We start from the raw sequence: 22,674 nt of genomic DNA on the forward strand, positions 1-22,674 counted from the left end.
CTGATGCTCACCGTTGACTATGAACGTCTCGGGGCCCGGCGGGGCGATCGGGTGCTGGATCTCGGCTGCGGCGCGGGCCGCCACGCCTTCGAGAGCGCGCGCCGTGGCTGCGTCACGGTGGCCTCGGATCGGGACCACGCCGAATTGCGCTCGGTGACCGCGATGTTCGCGGCCATGGCAACACAGGCCGACCTCGAGGCGTCAAGCGGCGGCCGAGGCAACGGCAATAGTGCAAACCAGGCCACCGACCACAACGACGACAGCGGCTCGGCGTCGAATCACGCAGTGCTGGCCGATGCGACAGCGCTGCCGTATCCCAACGGCGCCTTCGACCGCGTCATCGCTGCGGAAGTGCTCGAGCACATCGTCGACGACGAAGCCGCCATCGCCGAACTCGCCCGGGTGCTGCGCCCCGGCGGGACCATCGCGGTCACCGTCCCCGCCAAAGCCGCGGAGCGTGTCTGCTGGGCCCTCAGCAGCGACTATCACGCGCCCGCGGTGCCCGATGGCCATGTCCGCATCTACGGCTCAGACGAATTGCGGGCGAAACTGTCCGCCGCCGGGCTCTCGGTGAGCGACAGCCACGGCGCGCATGGCCTTCACACGCCGTACTGGTGGCTGCGCTGTGTGGTTGGTCCCCAAGACAACGACCACCGGCTGGTGAAGGCGTACCACCGGCTGCTGGTGTGGGACATCACCGAGGCACCGAAGCTGACACGCACACTCGACCGCTTCTTGAACCTGGTGCTGCCCAAGTCGCTCGTGCTGTACGCGTACAAGGCCCCGCAGTTCTGCCAGCCAACCGCACCCCGGCCCGCAGCGTCGCCCGAACAACTGGAGACGAGCCATGCGGGCTGACCGCTCGTGGGCCACCACCTCGACGCAGCAGCGCTCGGTCGCCGAGAGTTCGCACCGGCGCCAGCCAGCGACGCTCACGAGCGGCACCGGCGCGGAGCGACTCACCCACCCCCTGCTCACCGATGCCGAGATCTCCGCCACCGCCGACTTCATCGAGTCGTGCCAGACCGACGACGGCCTCATCGTGTGGTTCGAAGGCGGCCACGCTGATCCGTGGAATCACATCGAGTCAGCGATGGCGCTTGCGGCCGCCGGCCGGCACGCGGCTGCCGAGACGGCATACGAGTGGCTCGCAGCGAATCAGCACGACGCCGGGAGCTGGCACAACTACTACACCGCCCACGGCGTCGAAGACCGCAAGGTGGACACGAACTGTTGCGCCTATGTCGCTGTTGGCGTGTGGCACCACTGGCTGTCCGTCGCCGATCTCGGATTCGTCGAGACCATGTGGCCGGTGGTCGAGCGCGCCCTCGACTTCGTCGTCGGCCTGCGCAAGCCCAGCGGTCACATCCCATGGGCCGTGCACGCGGACGGCACACCGTGGCCATATGCCCTGCTCACCGGCTCGTCGTCGGTTGTCCACGCGTTGCGGTGCGCCAGCGCGCTGGCGGCACTGCTCGGACACCAGCGCCCCGAGTGGGACCGCACAGCACAGCGCATCTGCCAGCTCATCCGTCACCGACCCGATTCTTTCGAGCCCAAGGACCGGTGGGCGATGGATTGGTACTACCCGGTGCTGTGCGGCGCTTTGGGGGGCGCCCAAGCGCGGGCGCACCTTGCTGCGGGCGCACCGAAGTTCCTGCTGGGCGATCACGGGGTGCGGTGCGTGGCCGATCAGCCGTGGGTGACCGCGGCGGAAACGTGCGAATGCGCTCTGGCCTACGTGCGCACGGGTGACGAGACCACCGCGCGCCGCCTGTTCGCGGCCACATCGGCGCTGCGGACCGAACACGGCGCCTACTACACCGGGTGGGTCGTGCCACAGGCCAAGACCTTCCCGCACAACGAGACATCCACCTACACCGCCGCGGCCGTGCTGCTCGCCGCCGATGCCATCGAGCGCCGGACCCCGGCCGCCGGCGCACTCGTCAGCACGCCACCCGCGCTTCGGCCAGCAGCAGCACCGAGTGCCCGTTCACGCCCCGGCGTCGCACAGCGAACCGAGCGTCCGCCCCGCTGAGGCGCCAAGAACACAGTCTCAGGGCCTGCGGAGGACTCGCAGGCTGCCGTGCGCCGCGTGCTCGGTGAAGCCATCTTCGAGAGCGCGCAGCCAGATCTCGTAGGGCGGCCGGCCCCCGTCAGCGGGATCCACAAAGACGTCGTGGATGGCGAGGAGGCCGCCAGGGATGACCTTGGGGGACCACGCGTCGTAGTCAGCGTGCGCCGCCTCGCTGCCGTGTCCGCCATCGATGAAGACCAGCGCGGCCTCACCCCAGTACGAGGCGACGGTCACAGAGTCGCCCACGATGGCAATCACCGAGTCCTCGAGGCCCGCCGCCGCAAGGGTCTCACGCAGCATCGGCAGCGAATCCATGCGGCCGGTTCGCTCGTCAACCAGTTCGGCGTCGTGGTGCTCCCAGCCTGACTGCATCTCCGCCGAACCGCGATGGTGGTCGATGGTGAACAGCACACTCCGGGCGGTGGCCGCAGCAGCACCGAGGTACACGGCCGATTTGCCGCAATACGACCCGATTTCGACGAGCGGGCCGGATGCCGCGACCTCGCACCCGGCGCGGTACAACGCGAGACCTTCGTCATGAGGCATAAAGCCCTTGACCTTCTGAGCCAGTGCAGCCAGCTCGGGTGTCATGACGCGGTCTCGTCATCGCGAGCGAACAGCACCCGATCGAGCAGCAGGAACTTTCCGATCCACAACGCCCCGAAGCCGGCCAGATTGGCCGCCATCACCGCTACGGGAGCGTCCCAGGCGCGATCGGCGAGTGCGACGAGCACGGTCGAGGCCGCCAGACCCGCAAGGCTGTAAGCCCAAAAGGGCAGGATCTCGCGGGATACCGAGTGCCGGTCCGCTCGTCGCCAGACCCAGCGGCGATTGGCGAGGTACGCAGGCAGTGCCGCCACGCAGACCGCCACGACGTTGGCGACCACGCCGGGCCAGCCCAGCACGCCGTACGCCACGAAGAGCACGCCTTGGGTGAACACGACGGTGCCCAAAGACACGGCCCCGAAGCCGGCCAGCCGCGTTCGAAGCGCAGTGCGAAGCGGCTGTTTCAAGCTGTGTCAACCAGGGTCAGCCGGCGCATTGGGCCGGTAGAAGGTCGCCAGCAGGAGCAGCGTCGAAGCCACGCCTCCCGCGATGGCCACCACAAACCACACCGGACCGCTCCAGTCGATGCCGATGGCGTTGTCGAGGGACCACTCACCTGGACCGGTCGCAGCGACAGCTGCTGCGGCGGCGGCCAGCACGAACACGTACTCCCAGCCCTCGCGGATGATGAAGAAGCCGTTCGTGCGGTGGCCGACCCACCCGGCGGTTGTCATCACCCCGATGAACGCCATCGCGCTGATCGGTGTCAGCAGGCCGAGCGCCAACCCGAAGCCTGCTCCGATCTCGGTCAGCGCGGCCAGGTACGCGTGGAGCTTCCCAGGTCGCAGACCCTCGGACTCAAACCATCGGCCGACGCCTGCGATGCCGCCCCGGAACTTGGCAATGCCATGCAGTGCAAGCACCACGCCGACGATGACTCGCAGCACCAGCAAACCCAGATTGATGCTGTCAGGTTCCACGGCGACGCCTCCTGCGGAGTGGGGTTGGTACGCCGCGCCACAGTAGTGAACTCACCGTTCAGGATCGCTTTCGAGATCGAGTCGGTAGACGTTCGTCGCGCGTCGTTTGAAACCCAGCCGGGCGTAGAGGCGATTGGCTGCGTCACGGTCGGGGCGAGACGTCAAGTCGACCGTGCGTGCATCGGCGGCGCGGGCGATCTCGACGGCACGCAGGTTCAGCGCTGCGCCGACGCCGCGCCCCCGGGCGGTGGCATCGACGACAACGTCGGAGATCCAGGCTCGCAGGCCGCTCGGCAGCGGGTACAGCACCAGCACCATGGCTCCGATGATCTCGCCGCCCGGTATGCCCTCTCGGGCCACCAGCACCGTGTTGGCTTCGTGGGCGACGATCCGCCCCAGCGCCTCGGCGTGCGGTGAGGGCGACGAGCGCGAGAGCTGGGGGTGCAGGCGCGCATACGCCGCAACCAGCTCGTCGTCGACGTGCTCGCAAACCTCGATGACGAATCCGTCGAGCCCGGCGGAACCAGAGGAGACGGTGCTGCCATTAGTCACTGCGCGCATCGTACGCACGGGCCCGCGGCACAGCACTCCCGTGGTCAATAGGCCGCGCGGCAAGGGCGCAGGTAGCCTCGCCGCCGTGGGTCATCTTGACTGGCTGAAGCGACCTGAACTCTCCGACGCCGTGCTGATCGCGGCCTTCTCGGGATGGAACGACGCCGGCGATGCTGCTACCGAATCGGCGAAGTTCTTGCGACGCCGCTTCCGCAGCCATCCAGTGGCACAGGTGGACCCCGAGCACTTCTACGACTTTGCCTCGGTACGGCCCAGCGTGCGCCTCACCGACGGCGAGCGACACATCGACTGGCCCAGGCCCGAGGTGCGGGTCGGCGAGCTCGACGACGGCCGGCCGCTGGTCACGATGCTGGGGGTCGAGCCCCGGCTCCGCTGGCGCACGTTCTGCGATGTCGTTGTCGAGACGGCAGAGACGCTGGGCGTGTCAACGGTCGTGACATTGGGCGCGCTGCTGACCGACACGCATCACAACGCCCCGGTCAATGTCGTGGGCGCATCCAATAACGCTGCCCTGAATCTCACGATGGGTCTGCGCCAATCCACCTATGAGGGACCGACGGGAATCATCGGCGTGCTCAACGACGCGTGCCACCGGGCCGGGTTCTCCAGCGTGTCGTTCTGGGCAACCGTGCCGACGTACGTCCACAACTATCCGTCCCCCAAAGCGGCGCTCGCGTTGGCCGAGCGGGTGGCGCAGTTCTTGGGCGTCACCCTCGGCGAGTCCGAACTGCACAGCGCCGCAGCCAACTACGGCCGCCAGATCGACGAACTCGTTGCCGGCGACAACACGCTGGCCCAGTACGCGCAGCAGATCCTCGAAGAGTCCGCCGCCGAAGCCGTCGAAGACTTCAGCGAAATGGTCGAGAACCCAGACGCCCTCATGAGCGAACTGGAGCAGTTCTTGCGCCAGCAAGAACCAGAGTGATTGTTTGCGCCAGCAAGAACCAGAGTGAGCCTGTCGTTCAGACCGTTCAGGCAGTCAGGACGTGGCGCAGGGCCAGCTCCACCTCTCGCTGGTGTGCGGGGTCGATGACCGGCCCGTCGGGACCGACGACGTAGAACGCGTCGACTACCTCGTTCGCGAGCGTCTGGATCTTCGCGGAGCGAATGTCAAGACCCATCTCGGCCAGCACGCGAGTCACCTTGTACAGCACGCCGATGTGGTCCTCGGTGCGCACCTCCACAATCGTCGCGCTGGTGGCCGACTCGGCGTCGAATGTGATCGTGGTGGCGGCGCGAGTCGCTGAGAGCGCTCGGCGACGCCGGTACACGCGGGCTCGCTCGGCGATGCGCGCTTCGAGCGCGAGGTGGCCGCGCAGCGAACGGCGCACGTCGTAGATCACGCGGTCCCAGTCGACTGGAGTGTCAGGCGGCACGATGCGGAAGCTCGACACGGCCATGCCTGCAGGGCTGGAATACGCATCAGCCTGGAGAACGTCGAGGCCACGCAACGCCAGCACGCCTGCAGCTCTGCTGAACAGGCCACGCTCATCGGGCGCAACGACGGTGAGCATGTCGCCGTCGACGCGCAGCGCAGTCTCTCCTGCCGCCATCAGTTCGACGACCTCGTCGGTGAGCAGGCGCCGGTGGCGGGTGGGTGCCGGGTCGGATCCGCTGAGGTGCTCCGTCGTCATCTCCACGAGCGAGGAGACGAGGCTTGCCGTCCAGCCTCCCCAGGCCATCGGGCCGGTGGCAGTGCAGTCGGCCTCGGTCATCACCGCCAGGAGTTCCAGAAATTCGGGGGTCCCCGTTGCGCGGGCCACCGTCGTGACGGTCAGCGGATCTCCCAGATCGCGACGCGTCGCGACGTCGGTGAGCAGCAGATGGTGCTGCACGAGACGTACCAGCGTGTCGGCATCGGTGGCGTTCCAACCGCACCGGCGGGCGATCGGACCGGCGAGGCGCATGCCTGCTTGAGTGTGGTCGCCGGGGTAGCCCTTGCCGATGTCGTGAAGCAGCGCTCCCATGAGCAGCAGATCCGGGCGCGACACGCGGTGGGTGAACCGCGCCGCTTCGGCAACGGCTTCGAGCAGGTGCCGATCAACGGTGAAGCGGTGGTAGCGCGAGCGCTGGGGGCGATTTCGATTCGGCGCCCATTCGGGCAACAGGCGCGTCCAGACATCGAAGAAGTCCAGCGACTCGATGACGCCGATTGCTCGATGGCCGCAGCCGAGCAACTCGATGAACAGGTCGCGTGCACCATGGGGCCACGGCTCGGGGAACGGCGGCTGACGCTCGGCGAGTTTCGCCAGGCTGGAGCGGCTGAGCGGGAGCCTCTTGCGGGCCGATTGCACTGCAGCGTGCAGCACCAACACGACGTCCGTCGCAGGATCCCCGTCGATCACCAGTTCGCCGTCATGCACGGACAGCCCGGAGATGCCGACTTCGATGTCGGGTTGCAGCGGCTCGGCGGACGTGGCCGCAGCACGCCGAACTGCCCGAGACCACAGTTGGTCTGACAAGAATGCGACGACTCGGCCAGCTCGGGCGATATCGGCCATGAATGCGTCGGCGTCGACGCTGCCGTACCGCTCCGCTACCGCGTCCTGGTCGTCAGCGGAGAGGACATCGCTGCGCAGACCCGTCGTGCGGTGCAGCTCGACCCGGGCGCGCAGCAGAGTCTGGTAGGCCGCTGCGAGCCGTTCCTGGTCGGCGGGGGGCAGATCGATGCCGGCGAGCGATGCCCAGCCGATTGCGTGGACATCTCGCAGGCCACCGCGGCCGGTCTTGAGATCTGGCTCGAGCAGGAACGCAACCTCGCCGCCGAGGTGATGCCTGCGGCTGACCGCTCGCTCCAGTTCCTCGAGCCGTTGCGCTGCATTGGTCTGCCAGTCATCGCGCACACCCGCCCGCAGCCGCTCCGTCAGCCCGGCGTCGCCGGCAAGATGACGGGCGCTGGTGAGCGCCGTCGCTGTGTCGATGTCGGTGACTGCGAGCTCCAGCGCTTGGTCCACCGAACGCACGGCGTGGCCGAGCTTCAGCTTCTCGTCCCAGATCGGATACCACACACGGTCTGCCAGATCGCCGGTGTTGACCTCGTCGTGCAGCAAGAGCAGGTCGATATCGCTGCCGGGGCACAGCTCGCTGCGCCCATACCCGCCGACCGCGACAAGTGCCACGCCTGCGTCGTCGGCACGTGCGGACGCCTCGACCTCGGAGGTGAATCGCTCGATGAGCCACTCGTCGGTGAGGTCGCAGAGCACAGCAGGGAGCTCGACGGCGTCGATGTCGGTGCGCGCAAGCAGCGCGGTGCGGCGGTCGCCGAACGCGCTCATCGCCGTGGGCCCGCTCGCCGGCGCTGCAGCACTTCGAACGCCTTCGCGGCGCCCCACACGATGCCAACGGGTCCCAGCTCGGGTTCGATGTCTGCGAACGACGCCGGCGTCAGGCCGTAGGGATCGTCAGGAAACCGGGATGCGTCGAACTCATCGCGTTCGGGGGCGGGGACACCGCCAGCTCGGAGCACCTCGGTCGGAAATCGAACCGCGTCGCGCAAGATGCTGAGCGGCGTGGAGTGCTGCGCGTCGACATCGGTGAAGAGCAACTCGCGCAGCGCAGGACCGGTCTCGGCCGCGCATCGCACGCCCGCAGCGTGCGCAGGCGCGCGCAGATCGGCTGCGACAGCGGGGCCATGCGGCTCGCTCGCCTCGGCCACGCAGCGTTCGACCCACGCGGGAAGTGCTGCTATCGCATGATCGGCGAGCACAGTCGCTGCCTCATGCAGTGACGCAGGCAATCCAGCCGGCGTGGTCGCTGCCTCATGCGGCGATGCAGGCACTCCAGCCGGCGTGGTCGCAGCCGACGGATCGGTGCCGAGACCCGCGGTGCTCATCTCGGTGCCCTCCGAGACTGGGCCGTCTGGGACTGGGCCCCCTGGGACTGGGCCCCCTGGGACTGGGCCCCCTGGGACTGGGCGAGCGACTCGCCGGGTGTCAGTGCGCCGTTGAGGTTCCCCGATCGGAATCCCTCCAAGTCCAGCGTGACATAGCGATAACCCACCCCGGCAACTGCCTCCACGATGGCCTCACGTTGCGTGATCGCTGCCGCGAGATCTTCGAGCGGCAATTCGAGCCGGGCGGTATCTGCGTAGTCGCGGACCCGCAGCTGACCGAAGCCCAGGCGCCGCAGTGCGGCCTCGGCACGATCCAGCTTCCGCAGCAACGGCACCGTCACCTGCGTTCCGTACGGCAGCCGGGAAGCGAGGCATGCCGCCGCGGGCTTGTCCCACGTGCGCAGGCCCAGCTCGGCGCTGATGCGCCGGACATCGGACTTGGCGAAGCCGGCTTCGACCAGCGGGAAGCGTGCTCCCCGATCGCGTGCAGCGTGCTGGCCTGGCCGATGGTCGCCCAGATCGTCGACGTTGACACCCAGCACCACCATCGCAGCACGTTCTGCCGCTAGTGGCTCGAGCTGGTCCATCAGCGCGGATTTGCAATGGAAGCAGCGGTCGGCGTCATTGATTCGATAGGCGGCGCTGGTCATCTCGTCGGTCTCGACCGTCCGCCAGTGCAGGCCCCACTCCGCTGCGAGGGCAGCACAGTCAGTGGCTTCGTCGGTTGCGAGGCTCGCCGAGACGGCAGTCACGCTGAGCGCAGCGTCGCCGAGGACGTCGTTGGCCGCCCACGCCACCAGTGCCGAATCGACGCCGCCGCTGAAGGCCACGATGACGGGCCCCGACTGCTCGAAGAACGCCCGCAGCCCGCTGATCGACGCCTCTGTGGTCACCGCCACTCAGAGCCGTTCAGCTGGAATCGCGTAGAACAGCTCGGCTCCGCCGGTGACGGCGGGCACCAAGCCGCGAGCGGTCGGCAGAATCTGGTCGGCGTAGAAGCGGGCCGTCGCGATCTTGTCGGCAAGGAACTGCGGCGAGGTCCCGGTGTTCGAGCCGGTCGATGCAGCGTCTCGAGCCTGTTCGGCCGTCAAACCCTGCTGCGCCAAGAGCTCTGCTGCGGTGTGAGCGCTGCGCGCCAGCAGCCAGCCGCCCACCACCACGCCAGCGAGCCGCATGAACGGAGAGGAGCCGGCGGCCACGTCGTTCGGCGCGCCAGAGAGCTGCCCGCCGAGCCACATCGCCGCCTCGCCCATCGCAGTCGTGCCGTCACTCAACGCAGCGCCGATTGCGGCCAGATCGGCGCTGTCCCTGGCGGCAAGCGTGGCGGCCATCGAGCCCATGTCGCCGATCAGGCGAGCCATGGCTTCGCCACCGCCGAGCGGCAGCTTGCGGAAGGCCAGATCGGCGGCCTGGATGCCGTTCGTGCCTTCGTAGATCGGCGCGATGCGGCTGTCGCGCCAGTGCTGCGCGGCGCCCGTTTCCTCGATGTATCCCATGCCGCCGTGCACCTGCACGCCCAGCGAGGTCATTTCGACGCCCAAGTCGGTGCCCCAGCCCTTGCTGATGGGCGTCAGGATCGCCGTGAGCTCGTCGGCCAGGCGACGTTCATCGGGATCGGTGGCCACGATCGACCGGTCGATGGCGGCTGCGTTCAGGTACATCACGCAACGCATGGCTTCGGCGTTGGCGCGCATCGTCAGCAGCATCCGCCGCACGTCGGCGTGGTCGACGATCGGTGATGACTCGCCCGGCGGCAGTTCAGCGCCGATGGCGCGTCCTTGTCGCCGCGTCAACGCATACTCACGCGCCTGCTGATACGCCCGCTCGGTGAGCGCGAGGCCCTGCAGGCCCACCGACAAGCGGGCGTTGTTCATCATCGTGAACATGGCCCGCATGCCGCCGCACTCGGCGCCGACGAGGTAGCCGACGGCACCCTCGTTGTCGCCGTAGGACATCACACAGGTGGGGCTGGCGTGGATGCCGATCTTGTGCTCGGTTGACACCGCCCGCAGGTCGTTGCGCTCCCCGAGTGAGCCGTCGGGATTGACGAGGTACTTGGGGACCAGGAACAGGCTGATGCCACGAGTCCCCGGCGGCGAGTCGGGTGTGCGCGCCAGCACCAGATGGATGATGTTGGATGCCAACTCGTGTTCGCCGTACGTGATGAAGATCTTTGTGCCCCAGATGAGGTAGCTGCCGTCGGGCTGTGGGACGGCCCGGCTCGTGAGCGCACCCACGTCGGAGCCGGCATGCGGCTCGGTCAGGTTCATCGTGCCGGACCACTGGCCGCTGATCATCTTGGGCAGGTAGGTCTGCTGCAGGGTTTCGTCGGCGTGGTGGGTGAGAGCGTCGATGGCGCCCTGCGTCAGCAGCGGGCAGAGGCTGAACGCCATATTGGCCGCCGTCAGCATTTCCTGGACGGCGAGGCCGATGCACCACGGCATGCCGCCGCCGCCGTAGTCGGGATCGAAGCCCATGGCGTTCCAGCCGGAGTCCACGAACTTGCGATACGCGTCGGCGAAGCCGTCGGGATGGGTGATGACGCCGTCGTTGTAGTCGAGCCCCTGCTGGTCGCCGGTGGCGTTCAGTGGCGCTAATTCAGCGGACATAAAGCGGCCGGCTTCGTCGAGCAACGCTGCGGCGGTCTCCAGATCTGCGTGCGCGAAGCGCTCGCTGGTGGCCAGCTCGCCCAGATCTGCCACGTGTTCAAGGACGAACAGCATGTCGTCAATGGGTGCGGAGTACTCAGACATCACAACCTCGCGTGGCGGCCTCGTTGTCCGGCAGAGCCGGGACGTCGCAGAGACGATCCGACCTGCAAACACACTACGGCTTGTCCCAGGCAGGCTGCCATGGCTGTTGTGTGCATGGAAGGCGACGACAGCAAGGAACGGAACTGTGAGAGCAGCCCTCCTGGGCGCCGCTTTCGACTGGCCGATCAACGACGGGTGCGCCTCGTGGCAAAGTACTCTGCGCTGTGGTGCCGGACAGTTACACCGACAATGAACTTGCAGGGATGATGTCGGACATCGAGTCCGACATGGTCGAGCGCAAGGAAGCGCTGTCGAGTTCTGCAGCCGAGAAGGTGAGCAAGAGCATTTGCGCGTTCGCGAACGACCTGCCCGGACACGGCCGGCCAGGCGTCGTGATCATCGGCGTTGCTGATGACGGTCGCTGCAAGGGCCTACGGATCGACGACGACCTGCTCAAGCGCCTCGCTGAGTTCCGTGACAATGGCCGAATGCTGCCGCTGCCGTCGTTGGATGTTCAGCGCCGCACTTTGAACGGATGTGATGTCGCCGTGGTAACGGTGCGGCCAGCAACCGAACCGCCGATTCGTTACAAGGGCCGAGTGTGGGTGCGCATCGGTCCTACGGTCCGCCTCGCTTCAGCCGCCGATGAACAGCTTCTTGCCGAGCGACGACGCGCCGCGGACATCGGGTTCGACCTCCGTGCGGCGGCAGGCGCCACAATTGCCGACCTCGACACCGATTACATTCGGCGTCAGTACCTTCCGTCCGCCATCGCTCCCGACGTGCTCGATGAAAACCAGCGGACCCTCCAAGAGCAGCTGCGCTCGCTGCGCTTGCTGCGACACGACGAGCCGACGTATGGCGCGCTGCTGGCGTTCGGCCGTGACCCTCTGTACTGGTCTCCTGGCGCGTACGCGCAGTTCGTCAGGTTTGACGGGACCGAGATAACCGATCCGATCAAGAGCCAAACCGTGCTCGGCGGACAGCTGGCCGATGTGCTCGGTGGTCTCAGTCGATTGATCGAACTGAACGTCGAAACCCGCCTCGACATCACGTCGGGTCCTCACGAACAGCGCTTTCCCGACTATCCGATCGAAGCGCTGCGTCAGCTTGCCTACAACGCTGTCATGCACCGCGGCTACAGCCCCGACGCGGGCAACGCGCCAACTCGGCTGTCCTGGTTTTCTGACCGCGTGGAGATCCAGAGCCCTGGCGGCCTCCTCGGCAGCATGACCATCGAGTCTCTGAACGAAGGCGTCACCGGTTATCGCAACCAGCTCATTGCCGAAATCATGCACAATCTCGGCTTCGCTCAGCGCTTCGGAATCGGCATCCCCTTGGCGAAGCGAAGCTTGCGCGAGAACGGCAATCCAGATCCCGAATTCGATGGCGAGCACCATCGGTTGCACGTCACTGTCAGGTCAACTCGATGACCGCAGTTGCATTCTTCAATAACAAGGGCGGCGTCGGAAAGACGTCGCTCGTCTACCACTTGGCATGGATGTACGCGGACTTGGGGGTCAGCGTCGTTGCCGCTGACCTCGATCCACAGGCGAACCTGACGAGCATGTTTCTTGAGGAACGCGCGATGGAGGGGCTGTGGGGCCCCGACGCCCCGCGGAAGACGGTGCACGGATCGCTGGTGCCCCTGATCGATGGCACCGGCGACATTGCCCCACCCACTACTCTCATTCCCGCGCCCGCACTGACGCTCTTGGCGGGTGACTTGGCATTGTCGCAGGCTGAGGATGAGTTCTCGAGCCAGTGGCCCCAGGCCCTTGGCGACAACGCCCGACCGTTCCGCTTCATTACGGCATTTGCTCGAATCTTGCAGCAGGCACAACGCCAAGCCGAAGCCGACCTCGTACTGATCGACGTGGGCCCCAATCTCGGCGCTATCAATAGAGCTGCCCTCATCGCCGCCGACTTTGTCGCGGTGCCCCTCGCACCCGATCTCTTCTCACTGCAAGGGCTCCGCAATCTCGGCCCTGCACTGCGACGCTGGCGGCGCGAATGGCGACAACGCCTCGACAACGCAAAGAACGTCTCGGGCCTTGCCGGCCTCGAACTTCCCGCCGGCGATATGGACCCGATCGGCTACGTCGTACTGCAACACGCTGTGCGTCAGGATCGACCGATGAAGGCATACGCGCGTTGGATGGATGCAATTCCGGGCGAATACCGCACCGCTGTTCTCGATCAGCCGCGAGCTAGTCGTGTTTCAGTCGACGCGGACGAACACTGTCTTGGGACCCTCAAGCACTATCGGAGCTTGATGCCGTACGCCCAGAGTGCCCGTAAACCAATGTTCAAACTGACTGCCGCCGACGGTGCAATCGGCGGTCACGTCAATGCAGTCCGAGACTGCTATAGCGATTTCCGTGACTTGGCATGTGCGGTGGCAGATCGCTGCGGAGTGCGGTGCCCACAACTCGGTGATGGCGAGTAACTGCATGGCAATCCGATCTCTTGACTCGCATCCCACGCGCGCTAGTGCTGTGTCCGTAAACGTTTGCGCGCTTTGGTCATGCGGCTGCTTTGGTGGGTCTGCCCCAGCGGTGTTGTTTTTCGGCGCGGGTTCTGGCTCGTTCGCGTCGTTGGGCTGCGAGCAGTTCGGGTGAGCGTTTGTTGGCGTTGCGCCAGCGCAGGCAGGCGTGCAGCGCGCGGGTGAGCACGGTGTGGTCGGGGTGGTCGGAGTTGTTGAGCACGAACTCGCGCAGCGGCCCGAAGTGCGCTTCGATGGGGTTCGCCCATGAGCTGTAGGTCGGTGTGAATGAATCGCCCTGGGTTGGTTGAAGGCTCCTGATCTTGGATACGAGGATGGAGTCATGCCACATGAGATGTCGCCTGGGAAGCCGACGACGCGTCGGTACAGCGAGGCGGAAAAGGAGCGTGCTGTGCGTGCTGTGCGTCAGCTCCGCAAGGAGCTGGGCACCGATCACGGGACGGTGAAGCGGGTCGCGGCCCAGTTGGGGATCGGGGTGGAGTCGCTGCGGTCGTGGGTGCGCCAGGCCGGGGTCGATGCTGGGTTGCGCCCTGGTGTGAACAGCGAGCAGGCTGAGCGGATCAAGGCGCTGGAGGCCGAGAACCGGGAGCTGCGTCGGGCGAACGAGATCTTGGGCAAGGCGTCGGCTTTTTTCGCGTAAGGGGCTCGACCGCCCACAGAGGTGACGGTGTCGTTCGTCGACGCTCATCGTGGCGAGCTCGGGGTCGAGCCCATCTGCACTGCGCTGGGGGTGGCCCCGAGCACGTACTACGCGGCCAAGCGCCGTGAGCGCGAGCCGTCCGCGCGGGCGGTCTCGGACGCGGTGTGGATGCCGATCTTGTTGGCGTTGTGGGTCGCGAACCGCAAGGTCTACGGGGCACGCAAGCTGTGGAAGGCCGCCCGGCGCGCGGGTCACGAGATCGGCCGGGACCAGGTTGCCCGGCTGATGCGTGAGCTGGGCGTACGCGGCGTCAGCCGGCGGCGCAAGATGTTCACCACGCGTCAGGATCGGGACGCGGTTCGCGCTCCCGACCTGGTCAACCGCGACTTCACTGCGGATCGGCCCGACGCGTTGTGGGTGACCGATCTCACCTATGTCGCGACCCGGGCAGGCATGGCCTATGTGTGCTTCATCGTGGACGCGTTCTCCCGCCGCATCGTGGGCTGGCGCGTCGCTTCGCACATGCGCACCGAGATGGTCCTCGACGCATTGGAGATGGCCCGCCGCTCACGCGGCAACCGCCGCCTGGTCGGGCTCGTGGCCCACTCCGACGCGGGATCGCAATTCACGTCGCTGCGATTCACCGAACGCCTCGACGAGATCGGCGCCCGCCCCAGCATCGGCACCGTCGCCGATTCCTATGACAACGCCTTGGCCGAGACGACCAACGGTCTCTACAAGGCCGAATGCGCCTACGGGCCCGACACACACGGCTGGCACGACGTCGACCAGCTCGAACTCGCCACCCTGGGCTGGGTGCACTGGTTCAACCAGCAACGGCTCCACGGCCACTGCAACGACACCCCGCCCGCAGAATTCGAAGCAGCGTTCTACGCTGCCCACAAGACCACCCCAGCCGGGGCTGGAAAACCAAACCAATGAGTCTCCAACAAAGCCAGAGCGGTTCATTTCATGAGAATGTCGAGGCGGGTGTTTTGAGGGTTTGAGCTGTTTGTGGTGGCTTGTTTTTGGGTCGGCGGCGGTCGGCTCGGGCAGGCGGTGCTGGTGTCGGGGCCGGTTGTGGGCGCGTTGGGGGTGTGGGGGCGTGCGGGGTCGGCAGGTGGGGTGTTGCTCGGGGCCGTTGTGGCGGTGTCAGGTGTGGGCGGCTGCGGCGAGCAGTGCTGGGGTGCCGGGGTGGTGGTCAGGCAGGCGTGCGGTGGTGCGTCGTGCGGTGCGCACGATGCGTGCCGGTGTGTGCCAGAGCTGCCAGCGGAGCTGTTTGGGTGCTGGGTTTGCGAGCGCGCCGGTGAGGCGCAGGGCTTGGAACCAGCTGACCAGTGCGAGGCTGATGACGCACAGGGCTGTCCAGGCTGCGTTGGCGGCCCAGGCGCGAAACGGCATCTGGTCGAGCCCGGAGTCCTTGAGCCTCGCGATGGTGTCTTCCACTTGGGCGTGGGCTCTCATGTCGGCGTCGAGGCGTGCGGGGTCGCCGGCGGCGTCGGTGAGGAACCCCCAGTAGCGCCAGTTGGGCGAGTCGAACAAGGTGCGCTGCGCGCCGGGGTGGCCCGGCTCGCGTCGCACGATCAGCCGTGTGCGCGCAGGCCAGTGCGACAAGTCGACCGCTTCGGTGAGCTCGGTGACCTGGGCGCGTGCGCGGCGGTGGGCCTGGGAGCGAGCGCGACGCGACTGGGGACCCCCGACGGCGGGCTGCCAGCGGTCGGGATCGGTGCGCGCAGCCGCGATAGCGGCGGTGATCTGGGTGTTGTGGCGTGCGGTCATGAAATACGTGATGTTGCGGTCCCTGCAGCCTTGGGCGATCAGCGCGGAGCGCCCCGCGGAGTCGGTTCGCAGCCGCATCGGCTGTGCCGCTGCTGCGGGGTCGTCGCCGCGCCGGTGCCCTGCGGCGAACGCGTCGGGGAGCTGGCCGATCGAGCGGTCGAGCACTTCGAGATGATCCGCTATGTGGTTCGCGGCGGCGTTGCCAGCCCGCAGCTTGACCCACAGCGGCTCCCCGTCGCCGGTAGAGCACAGCATCGGACCGAACCCGTAGCCGCCCTTGTAATGAGGCGCCGCGCCGGCTTTGTTCTGCGAGTGGACCTCCACCAGCGTGGAATCGATGTCGAGCACCAGCGGCCGTTCCCGATCCGCGACCCGACCCGACCACGCCCGGGCGCGCACGGCCGCCGCGGCGTCCCACACCCCGTCGAGCCGGGCGTCGTCAATGCCCGTCAGCGTGCGATACGCGGTCGTTTGCGACGCGACCCGCCCGAACAGCGCCGGCTCGGCGCGCAGATGCTCGATATCGCTGCACGCGTCCCCGCCGCCGACGAGCACCAGCGCCATCTGAGTCAGCACCGTGCCCCGATCATGAACCGGCGCTCGCTCGCCGCTATGGCCTACCGCCGCCGACAGCTCCCCGCCCAGCCCCAACGAGTCCGCGAAACCCCCCAGAACGAACAACCCGCCATACGACGCGACCTGCCCTCCGCCGCCTTCGAGACCCACATTTTCCACACTGCTAGCGTTCACCTCGGAGATGCCCTTCTTTTCTGCACAATGCGTGCTGCGACAACACGTATCGTTACAGGTCAGAAGGGCTTTTCCGCGGACGCGCACACCCACAACCACAACCCCGATGAAAAATCAGGGCTAGTGGTGCTCGAGATCAGTGCGGCAACAACGCGCTGAGTGCCGCTGCGTATCCGAGCGGAACAGTCACCGCATTGCCGATCCATTTGGCCAGCTGCGCTCGAGTGGCTTGCCGGCCTAGGGCAGGTTCAAAGCAGTAGGTGTCAGCGAAGCCCTGCAGACGGGCTGCTTCGGCATGGTTGAGCGTCCTCATCTGCGTGGGATGGACATATCGGCCGCGCCCAGGCGTCGTGTATCCGGTAGTAATTGTCGGCGCGGGTTGGTCTGAGCGAATACGACCGTAGGCCGCGCCATAGGTTGTTCCGTTGCGGTGGCAGTCGGGCCGTTCGCGGAGCGCCAAGTCATGCTCATCATTCTCGAAGAGCCAGCGAATGCGTTCGCGGTTGACATCGGTAAGTTCGGTCGGCTCGTGTAGCCACGCGTCGTGTGACAGGCGCTGGTTACCGCCGATCGCCCAGGTCACGGATCGGCGCTCTAAGTCCATAAGCGCTTCTGCGACTTCAGGCAATGGAACGGGTCCACTTGCCCGTGCTCCCGCGCTCCTACGGGCTACCAAGAAGTGACGCTTACGGGTTTGTGGCCAACCCATGCCGTCAGCTGCCAGCACTCCATCGGTAACGCCATATCCATTGGCGGCGAGCAAGGCCCGTGCGGCATCCACGACCCGGGCTCTGTCGTGGACGACTGAGGTGACATTTTCGATGACGACGGCCTCGGCGTTTGCGGCAACCGCGAACGCCACCGCCGTCAGGTACAGGTGGTTCCGCCTATCGCTGCGCCGTGTGTGGTTATTGAGGTTCGAATGCCCCTGGCAGGGCGGGCCTGCAACGACAAGGTCTATGCCAGCGCAGGCTTCAGCCAGGCTCTCGTCGAGCAGTTCCGGCGGGTACACAAAGCCTGCTTCATCGCCTTCGCCGCGCACCCGGTAGTCGACCAGCGTCAGAACCGACTCAGCCAGGAGCCTGCGGGTGCGATGATTGCGACCAAACACCGCTAGGGCGTCGGCGTCGGCGTCGACTGCAGCTTCGCATACCGTGTCGCGGCCGATTTCGGCCGATGCGTGCGCCACGCCGGCGGTCAACCCGCCGACACCGCAGAACAGGTCGACCGTGCGGATCGGCGCCAGTCCTGGCGTTGAGACCGTATGTGCGGGCGCACCGGGACTTGGTGGGCCATGCCCCTCATTGAGCGTCGGCAGCTCGCTCACGCTGCGAGGCTGCGCACCAGCCAAACACGCCTTCCACCACGCACCCAGCGGGTCGGCCCGAGCCTCGTCGGCGACATTGCAATCGTGATGGAGGCACGGCGAGCACTCGATGCCCGCTTCAGCGGGCAGCTCGATCTCGGCCTTGAGCCGATAGCCACCTACCTCCACCGTCCGCACCATCCGACCACCGCGGTACGTCACCTCCTGAAGGCGCCCACTCATGTCACTCATGTCCGCTGCCTGTCCCACAATTCGCGCACCAGCGCATCGGCTGCGTCGTCATCAAACAACGCGAGTGCCAGGTTGACGAGAGTGCGATTGAGCTGTTTCGCGAATTCGCGCAATGGAGGGGTTTTGAGCCGTGTTTTCTCATCAGCTTGGAGCTTGGCCATTGCCCGCACAATCGGCGGATGCTCACCTGCCACGACGCGCAGGATGTGGCTGCGCCAAAAGTCTGTGCCTTGCCGCACGGCTGAGGCGAGGTCCGCATAGCTTGCACCGCCCAAGCTGCGGACCCGAAGGTACATCCGCAACGGCACGCACTCATGGAATCTGCGACCGTCGACATAGTTGCCGAGCGTCCTCGATGCCACCAAAGCACCGTTCTCGCCGGGCTTGACGGCGAAGCCGTCGGTTTCGCGCCATGCCGCAAAGTTCCACGTGTGTGCCAAACCGACGTAGCGCCAGAAGCCAGGGTCGTCCAGCGCCGTTGTGTCCGCCCCGCTATCTCGAACAGCCTCATAAAGCGTGGCCGCTGCCTCGCCTTCCACCTTGTCTTGATCGGTGGTCGAGGAGCCATCGACCCGGCGGTGCGGATCGGCGAGGGCCTCTGCCGTTGCACGGGCGTGCAAGAGGGAGTCTTGGTCGATACGCGGCCCACTGCCAACCCAGCTGACCTTGGCAGCGATGTCGCTTTCCAAGTCGTCGAGAGCTTGGGTGCCGTCGCGATGCATTTCCAGCAAGCGCTCAGTAGCGGCGCGCATCGCAACCCCGAACGGCAGGTGCGGGTACATCACCCCTGACTCGCCCGCATTGACTTGCCCACGGATGCGCGCAACCCAAGTACATCCTGAGCTATCGCGATTGCCATGTGTGGCTTCTCTTGGCAAATTCGCAGCAGCTCGCTGCGATGCTCTTCGGACGCGCGTCTACCTGCGAGCAGTCCGGCCACTTTGCCAATCAGACTGTCCCCGACATCGTCAGAGGTCGGGGACTCACCGCCTTCAACGATGCTGAACTCCAATACCACTGCGGACACGAACTCGGCGAACAGCCAGCGCTGTAGGAATTCCCCAGCTGACGCACGCCGCTGCGCGTCGATCGTCTCCAGAAGCTCTCGATCGACCCAGAAGGTGCACACGTCGTGGTTATTGGCTTCGGGATCGGTGATGTCGCCATCAAACTCCGCGAAGGTGACCGTGCCATTCGGAAGTTTGAGGTTCTCGCGCTCAGTGTCGCCTAGAGGCTGCGGTCGGAACAATTCTGCGTCGTTCCGGCAGCGGACACGGAACCGTGTGTGCGCCAACCAAGTGCCAGCTCTCCAAGGTCGCAACGGGACCCGCTGTCGCTTGGACACGTTCTTGGCGAGCGCGACATACGCGTCGATGGTCACGCCATTGGACGATGCACAAAACACCGGTCGACGCTCGTCAGGTGCGCGTTCGTCAAGCCGAGGGGTTTCGCTGATACCGCTGGGATCCTCCAACGAGTGGCAATACGCCACCTCGCAGGTCTTCAGATAGCGCGAGCGGACGGTGACCAACACGCACGTGTCTACTAGTCGCACGCCAGTGCCTACAACGCCTTCGCGTAATCTCTGTACGAAGTCCGCGAAGTGCTGGTCGCGGGCCCACCGCAGTTCCACCGATGAATGTTCGAAGCCCTCCGCGACGGCGACGCTGCCGCCGGACTCGCAACGCTGCCCCCCCCAAGTGCAGCACGGTTTCCGCAAACAGACCGTCGAGCCGGTGATCCGCATTGAACGGACGGATAGTGCGCGTCTCGCTACTCACGGGTCTCGGCCTCTCGGTGCTGCCGGCCGCGGGCAGTTGTGGGATCCACGAGGTCGGCTTCGACGGTCAACGAACCAGTCCACTCAGAATCGTAGGGATCGCTCAAGTAGGCGAATTCGATCGTTTCGCCCACTCGTAACTTGCCCTTGAATGCCCCGCTCTTGCCGTTGACCTTAACGAAGTCGGCGGGAGCCTCGACGTCCAACTCGGCATTGACAAGCTCCTTCCTGTCGGCCCCTTCGAAGCGGTAGCGCACGCGAACCTCGATCACGTCACCGTCGGGAGCACCAGGCGCGTGGTGCTCGCTGAACTCCACTGATGCCGTCCCGGACACGAAAATGCCACCGTCACCAGCAATCTCCAAGCGATGTCCGGGCTGAATCGAAAACGGCCTGGGCGGAGGAGGCGGGGGAGGTGGAACTGGGCCGGGACCGGGCACGCTGCCCTCAAGCATCCGTGCGAGCTCGTCCCAGAACGGCAGTCTCAAGTCGCGATTCGGCTTCGGCTTGGGTTTAATATCACGCCGGAACGCGTTGACGTGGTCCCTGATCCGCCTGAGCACGCTGCTGGCCAGCTCTGCGGAACCGGGCGGCACGTCTCCGGCTGAGGAATCGGTATGCCACGCGTCATGCGCTTTGGGTTCGGTGTCTCGCAGCGCATCGTCGGCCTCATCAGCTGCCACGAATGTTCCGCGAATATGCGGTGTGTTCCGCGCCGCCTCGAAGTACTCCACCACCATGCGCGGGCTGCGCACCAGCGCCACCAAGCTTCGGTGCTCAATGCCGTCGGAGTCCGCCACATGATCGTTTACCCCTGTCTGGGGAAACGACCAGCCGTCTGGGTCGGCAGCCAATGCAACCGTGCCGGGTCGCGCAATGCTTCCGATTGGGCCCAGCCGATGCTCACGGTGGCGCTCACGCTTGGCGTCCGCCGATGAGAGCGCGTTCTCGTATGTTTCCAAGAAAGCGCTCAGTGCCTCGACTCGTAGCGGCCTGGGATGATGTACGACACCATCGCCGCTCTCGTCGACCACCGACACTTCAAAGGAGAGCTCGCTATCGCAAAGCGCCGGCCACCAGAATCGCTCGGTGGCCCGCAGGAGACTGGATGCGTCCACTATCGGATCGACCACCAACATTGTCGTACCCAGCTCTGCGAGCGTGTTCACATGACGAGTGGCGATGCCCAGCCGTCGAGCCGTTTCATCTGCGTCGTCGTCGACGAGAGGTTCGCAGGAATCCTTTGAAGTCCGTGCACCGAATCGGCGAGTACCCATGTAGCTGCTGCTACCGAGTTGGTGGCTCCCCCAGTAGGTCATACCCAACAGTCGGCGTGTGATTCCAAGATCGTTCTGATCCTCCGGAAAACAGGTGTAAGCGACGACGGTCCGAATCTTGGAGCCCCGAATCAGGCCCGCCTTGCCGTAGCCGTACGAGCCGCCTCTGCCGGTCGTGGATGGCGTGATGCCAAGCGAGCACATCGCCTTATACAGCTTCGAACGATCACCGACCCACGGGCCGCCCATCCCACCACCGTGTTCTTCCTTGACTTCCAACAGCCGTAGCGGACGCCCCTCGCCAAGGTTCGACAGGCAGTCCCGTTCTCCCAGTCCAAGATCCCGGCGGCTGTTGGTGCCATGCTCCGTGTTGACTTCGCGAACGCGCATGCCCAAGTCGCGCAAGCCGATAGCAACAACGAACCGCTCACGTTCGGCTCCTGCTAGTTCGAAGAGCCGGAAGCGCACAGCGAATTGCTCCGGGCCTCCGACTTGAAAGCGCTCACGGGCCGCGTCCCAGGAATTCTGAATCGTCTCGCGTACCAGCAGGCCGGCCTCGGCCGGGATGTGGTCGGCGGCAAGAACGCCAGGTTCCTTGACCGTCTCGTTCTTGAACTCCTTAGCGAAGTCACCGCTCACTGCCGTGCGACCGGGATCGATCACTTCCCATAGCCAAGGTTGGCTTTCGGGATCGCCGTCGCGTTCCGTGTTCATCCGCACCAACCAACCGCCGAGTTAGGACAAGATTCTCGACTCCCATCTGAACGAGTTACGAGAGCCAAGCAGCGCACCACCGAGAGGCTAGACGGCGACATCGGTTGCGCTCGGATGCCAACCGGTTGGAACGGCAAGCCGGGCGCAGGCTGCTATCCGTCGAGACCGCCCCAATGGTTGGAGCGAAGGCCGATGCGTTCGAGAACGGTCTCGGGCTCGGCGAGCAGGCCGGTGTAGAACGTGCCGAACTCGGCGTAAATGGCGCTGGCTTCGTCGTAGCGCATCGTGTACACGACATCCTTGAGGTCGTCGAGATGCTCGCCGAACAGGGTGACACCCCACTCGAAGTCATCCACACCAGTGGAACCCGTCACGACCTGCAGAATTCGGCCTCGGAACTGACGTCCTGACTTGCCGTGCTCGTACATCAGCTCGCGACGGGTGTCGTAGGACAGCGTGTACCAGTTGCCGCTGCCTTCGGACACGGCACTGCGACGCTTGGACATGGGGTAGAAGCAGAATGCCTGCTTGCCTTCGGGCGGCAGCTGCGGATACAGCCGCGGGGTCTTCATCTCTGGGGGCAGGTCGGGGGCGTACTCGCTGGTTTCAGTCATCGACACATAGCTGTCCACCACCTCCAATCCGGTTTGCTGCAAGTCGGTCTGGAGCCCCCGCAGCTGCCACAGATCAGGTCCCAGCGCCATGAAGCCGATGTCGGCCTTGTGACCGAGGACGGCCACAGTGAGCACTTGGTGATCGCCTTCGGCAGCTGCCGCGACCGCCGCGAGCACACCGCGGGTGTTCGTGGTTGGCGTGAGTTTGCAGAACAGGTGCAGCACACCCCATCCCACCGATGTCGTGATCTCGGGCACAACGCCTCCCATGTGTGGCCGGCCGCGATCTGATCGG

The 22,674-nt window shown here is 65.9% G+C and carries 20 protein-coding genes, 1 pseudogene and 1 other annotated feature; of the genes and pseudogenes, 6 read left to right on the forward strand and 15 right to left on the reverse strand.

Annotated elements, in window-relative coordinates; genetic code table 11:
• Window positions 1–3: 3 nt before the first annotated feature.
• Complete coding sequence (locus ACQY5K_RS10335) at window positions 4–858, forward strand: class I SAM-dependent methyltransferase (RefSeq protein WP_428114804.1); 855 nt, start codon at window positions 4–6, stop codon at window positions 856–858.
• The gene (locus ACQY5K_RS10340; RefSeq protein ID WP_428114805.1) at window positions 848–2,038 is read left to right on the forward strand and encodes a prenyltransferase; all 1,191 of its coding nucleotides are present in this window, start codon (window positions 848–850) and stop codon (window positions 2,036–2,038) included. Before ACQY5K_RS10335 ends, ACQY5K_RS10340 begins: the two co-directional genes overlap by 11 nt.
• Window positions 2,039–2,056: 18 nt before the next feature.
• On the opposite strand, the gene ACQY5K_RS10345 is transcribed toward ACQY5K_RS10340, so the two are convergent.
• From ACQY5K_RS10345 to ACQY5K_RS10360, 4 genes are read right to left on the reverse strand one after another with little or no spacing between them, the layout of a single operon-like run.
• On the reverse strand, window positions 2,057–2,668 hold the full coding sequence (locus ACQY5K_RS10345) for a class I SAM-dependent methyltransferase (protein WP_428114807.1): 612 nt from the start codon (window positions 2,666–2,668) through the stop codon (window positions 2,057–2,059).
• Window positions 2,665–3,090: a GtrA family protein gene (locus ACQY5K_RS10350; protein ID WP_428114809.1), complete on the reverse strand. Its 426-nt coding sequence runs from the start codon at window positions 3,088–3,090 to the stop codon at window positions 2,665–2,667. The genes ACQY5K_RS10345 and ACQY5K_RS10350 overlap by 4 nt, the downstream gene beginning before the upstream one ends.
• A 6-nt stretch (window positions 3,091–3,096) precedes the next feature.
• Entirely contained in the window at window positions 3,097–3,603 is a 507-nt protein-coding gene (locus tag ACQY5K_RS10355; RefSeq protein ID WP_419921874.1) for a DoxX family protein, read from the reverse strand.
• A gap of 51 nt (window positions 3,604–3,654) precedes the next feature.
• The gene (locus tag ACQY5K_RS10360; protein ID WP_428114812.1) at window positions 3,655–4,155 is read right to left on the reverse strand and encodes a GNAT family N-acetyltransferase; all 501 of its coding nucleotides are present in this window, start codon (window positions 4,153–4,155) and stop codon (window positions 3,655–3,657) included.
• Window positions 4,156–4,240: 85 nt separating this feature from the next.
• Between ACQY5K_RS10360 and ACQY5K_RS10365 the strand changes: the two genes are divergently transcribed.
• Window positions 4,241–5,101 (forward strand): PAC2 family protein, encoded by an 861-nt coding sequence (locus tag ACQY5K_RS10365; protein WP_428114815.1) that lies wholly within the window; start codon window positions 4,241–4,243, stop codon window positions 5,099–5,101.
• Between the two features lie 46 nt (window positions 5,102–5,147).
• On the opposite strand, the gene ACQY5K_RS10370 is transcribed toward ACQY5K_RS10365, so the two are convergent.
• Genes ACQY5K_RS10370 through ACQY5K_RS10385 form a run of 4 tightly spaced genes read right to left on the reverse strand, consistent with a single transcriptional unit; the run spans window position 5,148 to window position 10,761 of the window.
• Window positions 5,148–7,451, reverse strand: a complete 2,304-nt coding sequence (locus tag ACQY5K_RS10370; protein ID WP_428114817.1) for a [protein-PII] uridylyltransferase — start codon at window positions 7,449–7,451, stop codon at window positions 5,148–5,150.
• Window positions 7,448–8,008, reverse strand: coding sequence for a hypothetical protein (locus ACQY5K_RS10375; RefSeq protein WP_428114819.1), 561 nt, complete (start codon window positions 8,006–8,008; stop codon window positions 7,448–7,450). Before ACQY5K_RS10375 ends, ACQY5K_RS10370 begins: the two co-directional genes overlap by 4 nt.
• On the reverse strand, window positions 8,005–8,907 hold the full coding sequence (gene larE / locus ACQY5K_RS10380; RefSeq protein WP_428114821.1) for an ATP-dependent sacrificial sulfur transferase LarE: 903 nt from the start codon (window positions 8,905–8,907) through the stop codon (window positions 8,005–8,007). Before larE ends, ACQY5K_RS10375 begins: the two co-directional genes overlap by 4 nt.
• Window positions 8,908–10,761, reverse strand: coding sequence for an acyl-CoA dehydrogenase (locus ACQY5K_RS10385; protein WP_428114824.1), 1,854 nt, complete (start codon window positions 10,759–10,761; stop codon window positions 8,908–8,910).
• A 227-nt stretch (window positions 10,762–10,988) separates the two neighbouring features.
• Here ACQY5K_RS10385 and ACQY5K_RS10390 point away from each other — a divergent pair, with 227 nt between their 5' ends.
• Both ACQY5K_RS10390 and ACQY5K_RS10395 read left to right on the forward strand, forming a co-directional pair.
• Complete coding sequence (locus ACQY5K_RS10390; RefSeq protein WP_428114826.1) at window positions 10,989–12,194, forward strand: ATP-binding protein; 1,206 nt, start codon at window positions 10,989–10,991, stop codon at window positions 12,192–12,194.
• Window positions 12,191–13,210: a ParA family protein gene (locus ACQY5K_RS10395; RefSeq protein WP_428114827.1), complete on the forward strand. Its 1,020-nt coding sequence runs from the start codon at window positions 12,191–12,193 to the stop codon at window positions 13,208–13,210. The genes ACQY5K_RS10390 and ACQY5K_RS10395 overlap by 4 nt, the downstream gene beginning before the upstream one ends.
• Window positions 13,211–13,286: 76 nt before the next feature.
• Here the strand turns inward: ACQY5K_RS10395 and ACQY5K_RS10400 are convergent, their stop codons facing one another.
• Window positions 13,287–13,598 (reverse strand): hypothetical protein, encoded by a 312-nt coding sequence (locus ACQY5K_RS10400; protein ID WP_428114829.1) that lies wholly within the window; start codon window positions 13,596–13,598, stop codon window positions 13,287–13,289.
• Here ACQY5K_RS10400 and ACQY5K_RS10405 point away from each other — a divergent pair.
• Window positions 13,590–14,849: pseudogene (locus ACQY5K_RS10405) on the forward strand (IS3 family transposase). The gene ACQY5K_RS10400 and the pseudogene ACQY5K_RS10405 sit on opposite strands and share 9 nt — an antisense overlap.
• Window positions 13,892–14,006: a sequence feature (AL1L pseudoknot), on the forward strand. (Overlaps the previous pseudogene by 115 nt.)
• Window positions 14,850–15,059: 210 nt before the next feature.
• Here ACQY5K_RS10405 and ACQY5K_RS10410 read toward each other — a convergent pair.
• From ACQY5K_RS10410 to ACQY5K_RS10435, 6 genes are all read right to left on the reverse strand, one after another.
• Window positions 15,060–16,436 carry an IS1380 family transposase gene (locus ACQY5K_RS10410; RefSeq protein ID WP_428114830.1) on the reverse strand — a complete coding sequence of 459 codons (1,377 nt, stop codon included), beginning with the start codon at window positions 16,434–16,436 and terminating at the stop codon, window positions 15,060–15,062.
• A 136-nt stretch (window positions 16,437–16,572) separates the two neighbouring features.
• On the reverse strand, window positions 16,573–17,994 hold the full coding sequence (locus tag ACQY5K_RS10415) for a DNA cytosine methyltransferase (RefSeq protein ID WP_428114831.1): 1,422 nt from the start codon (window positions 17,992–17,994) through the stop codon (window positions 16,573–16,575).
• Window positions 17,991–18,779 carry a hypothetical protein gene (locus tag ACQY5K_RS10420; RefSeq protein ID WP_428114834.1) on the reverse strand — a complete coding sequence of 263 codons (789 nt, stop codon included), beginning with the start codon at window positions 18,777–18,779 and terminating at the stop codon, window positions 17,991–17,993. Before ACQY5K_RS10420 ends, ACQY5K_RS10415 begins: the two co-directional genes overlap by 4 nt.
• Entirely contained in the window at window positions 18,776–19,741 is a 966-nt protein-coding gene (locus ACQY5K_RS10425; protein ID WP_428114836.1) for a hypothetical protein, read from the reverse strand. Before ACQY5K_RS10425 ends, ACQY5K_RS10420 begins: the two co-directional genes overlap by 4 nt.
• A 26-nt stretch (window positions 19,742–19,767) precedes the next feature.
• Complete coding sequence (locus ACQY5K_RS10430; RefSeq protein ID WP_428114837.1) at window positions 19,768–21,765, reverse strand: hypothetical protein; 1,998 nt, start codon at window positions 21,763–21,765, stop codon at window positions 19,768–19,770.
• A gap of 152 nt (window positions 21,766–21,917) precedes the next feature.
• Window positions 21,918–22,649: a chlorite dismutase family protein gene (locus ACQY5K_RS10435; protein ID WP_428114839.1), complete on the reverse strand. Its 732-nt coding sequence runs from the start codon at window positions 22,647–22,649 to the stop codon at window positions 21,918–21,920.
• Window positions 22,650–22,674 lie beyond the last annotated feature (25 nt).

Origin of the sequence: Candidatus Poriferisodalis sp., from assembly GCF_965262965.1 — a bacterium.
Lineage (GTDB): Bacteria > Actinomycetota > Acidimicrobiia > Acidimicrobiales > Poriferisodalaceae > Poriferisodalis.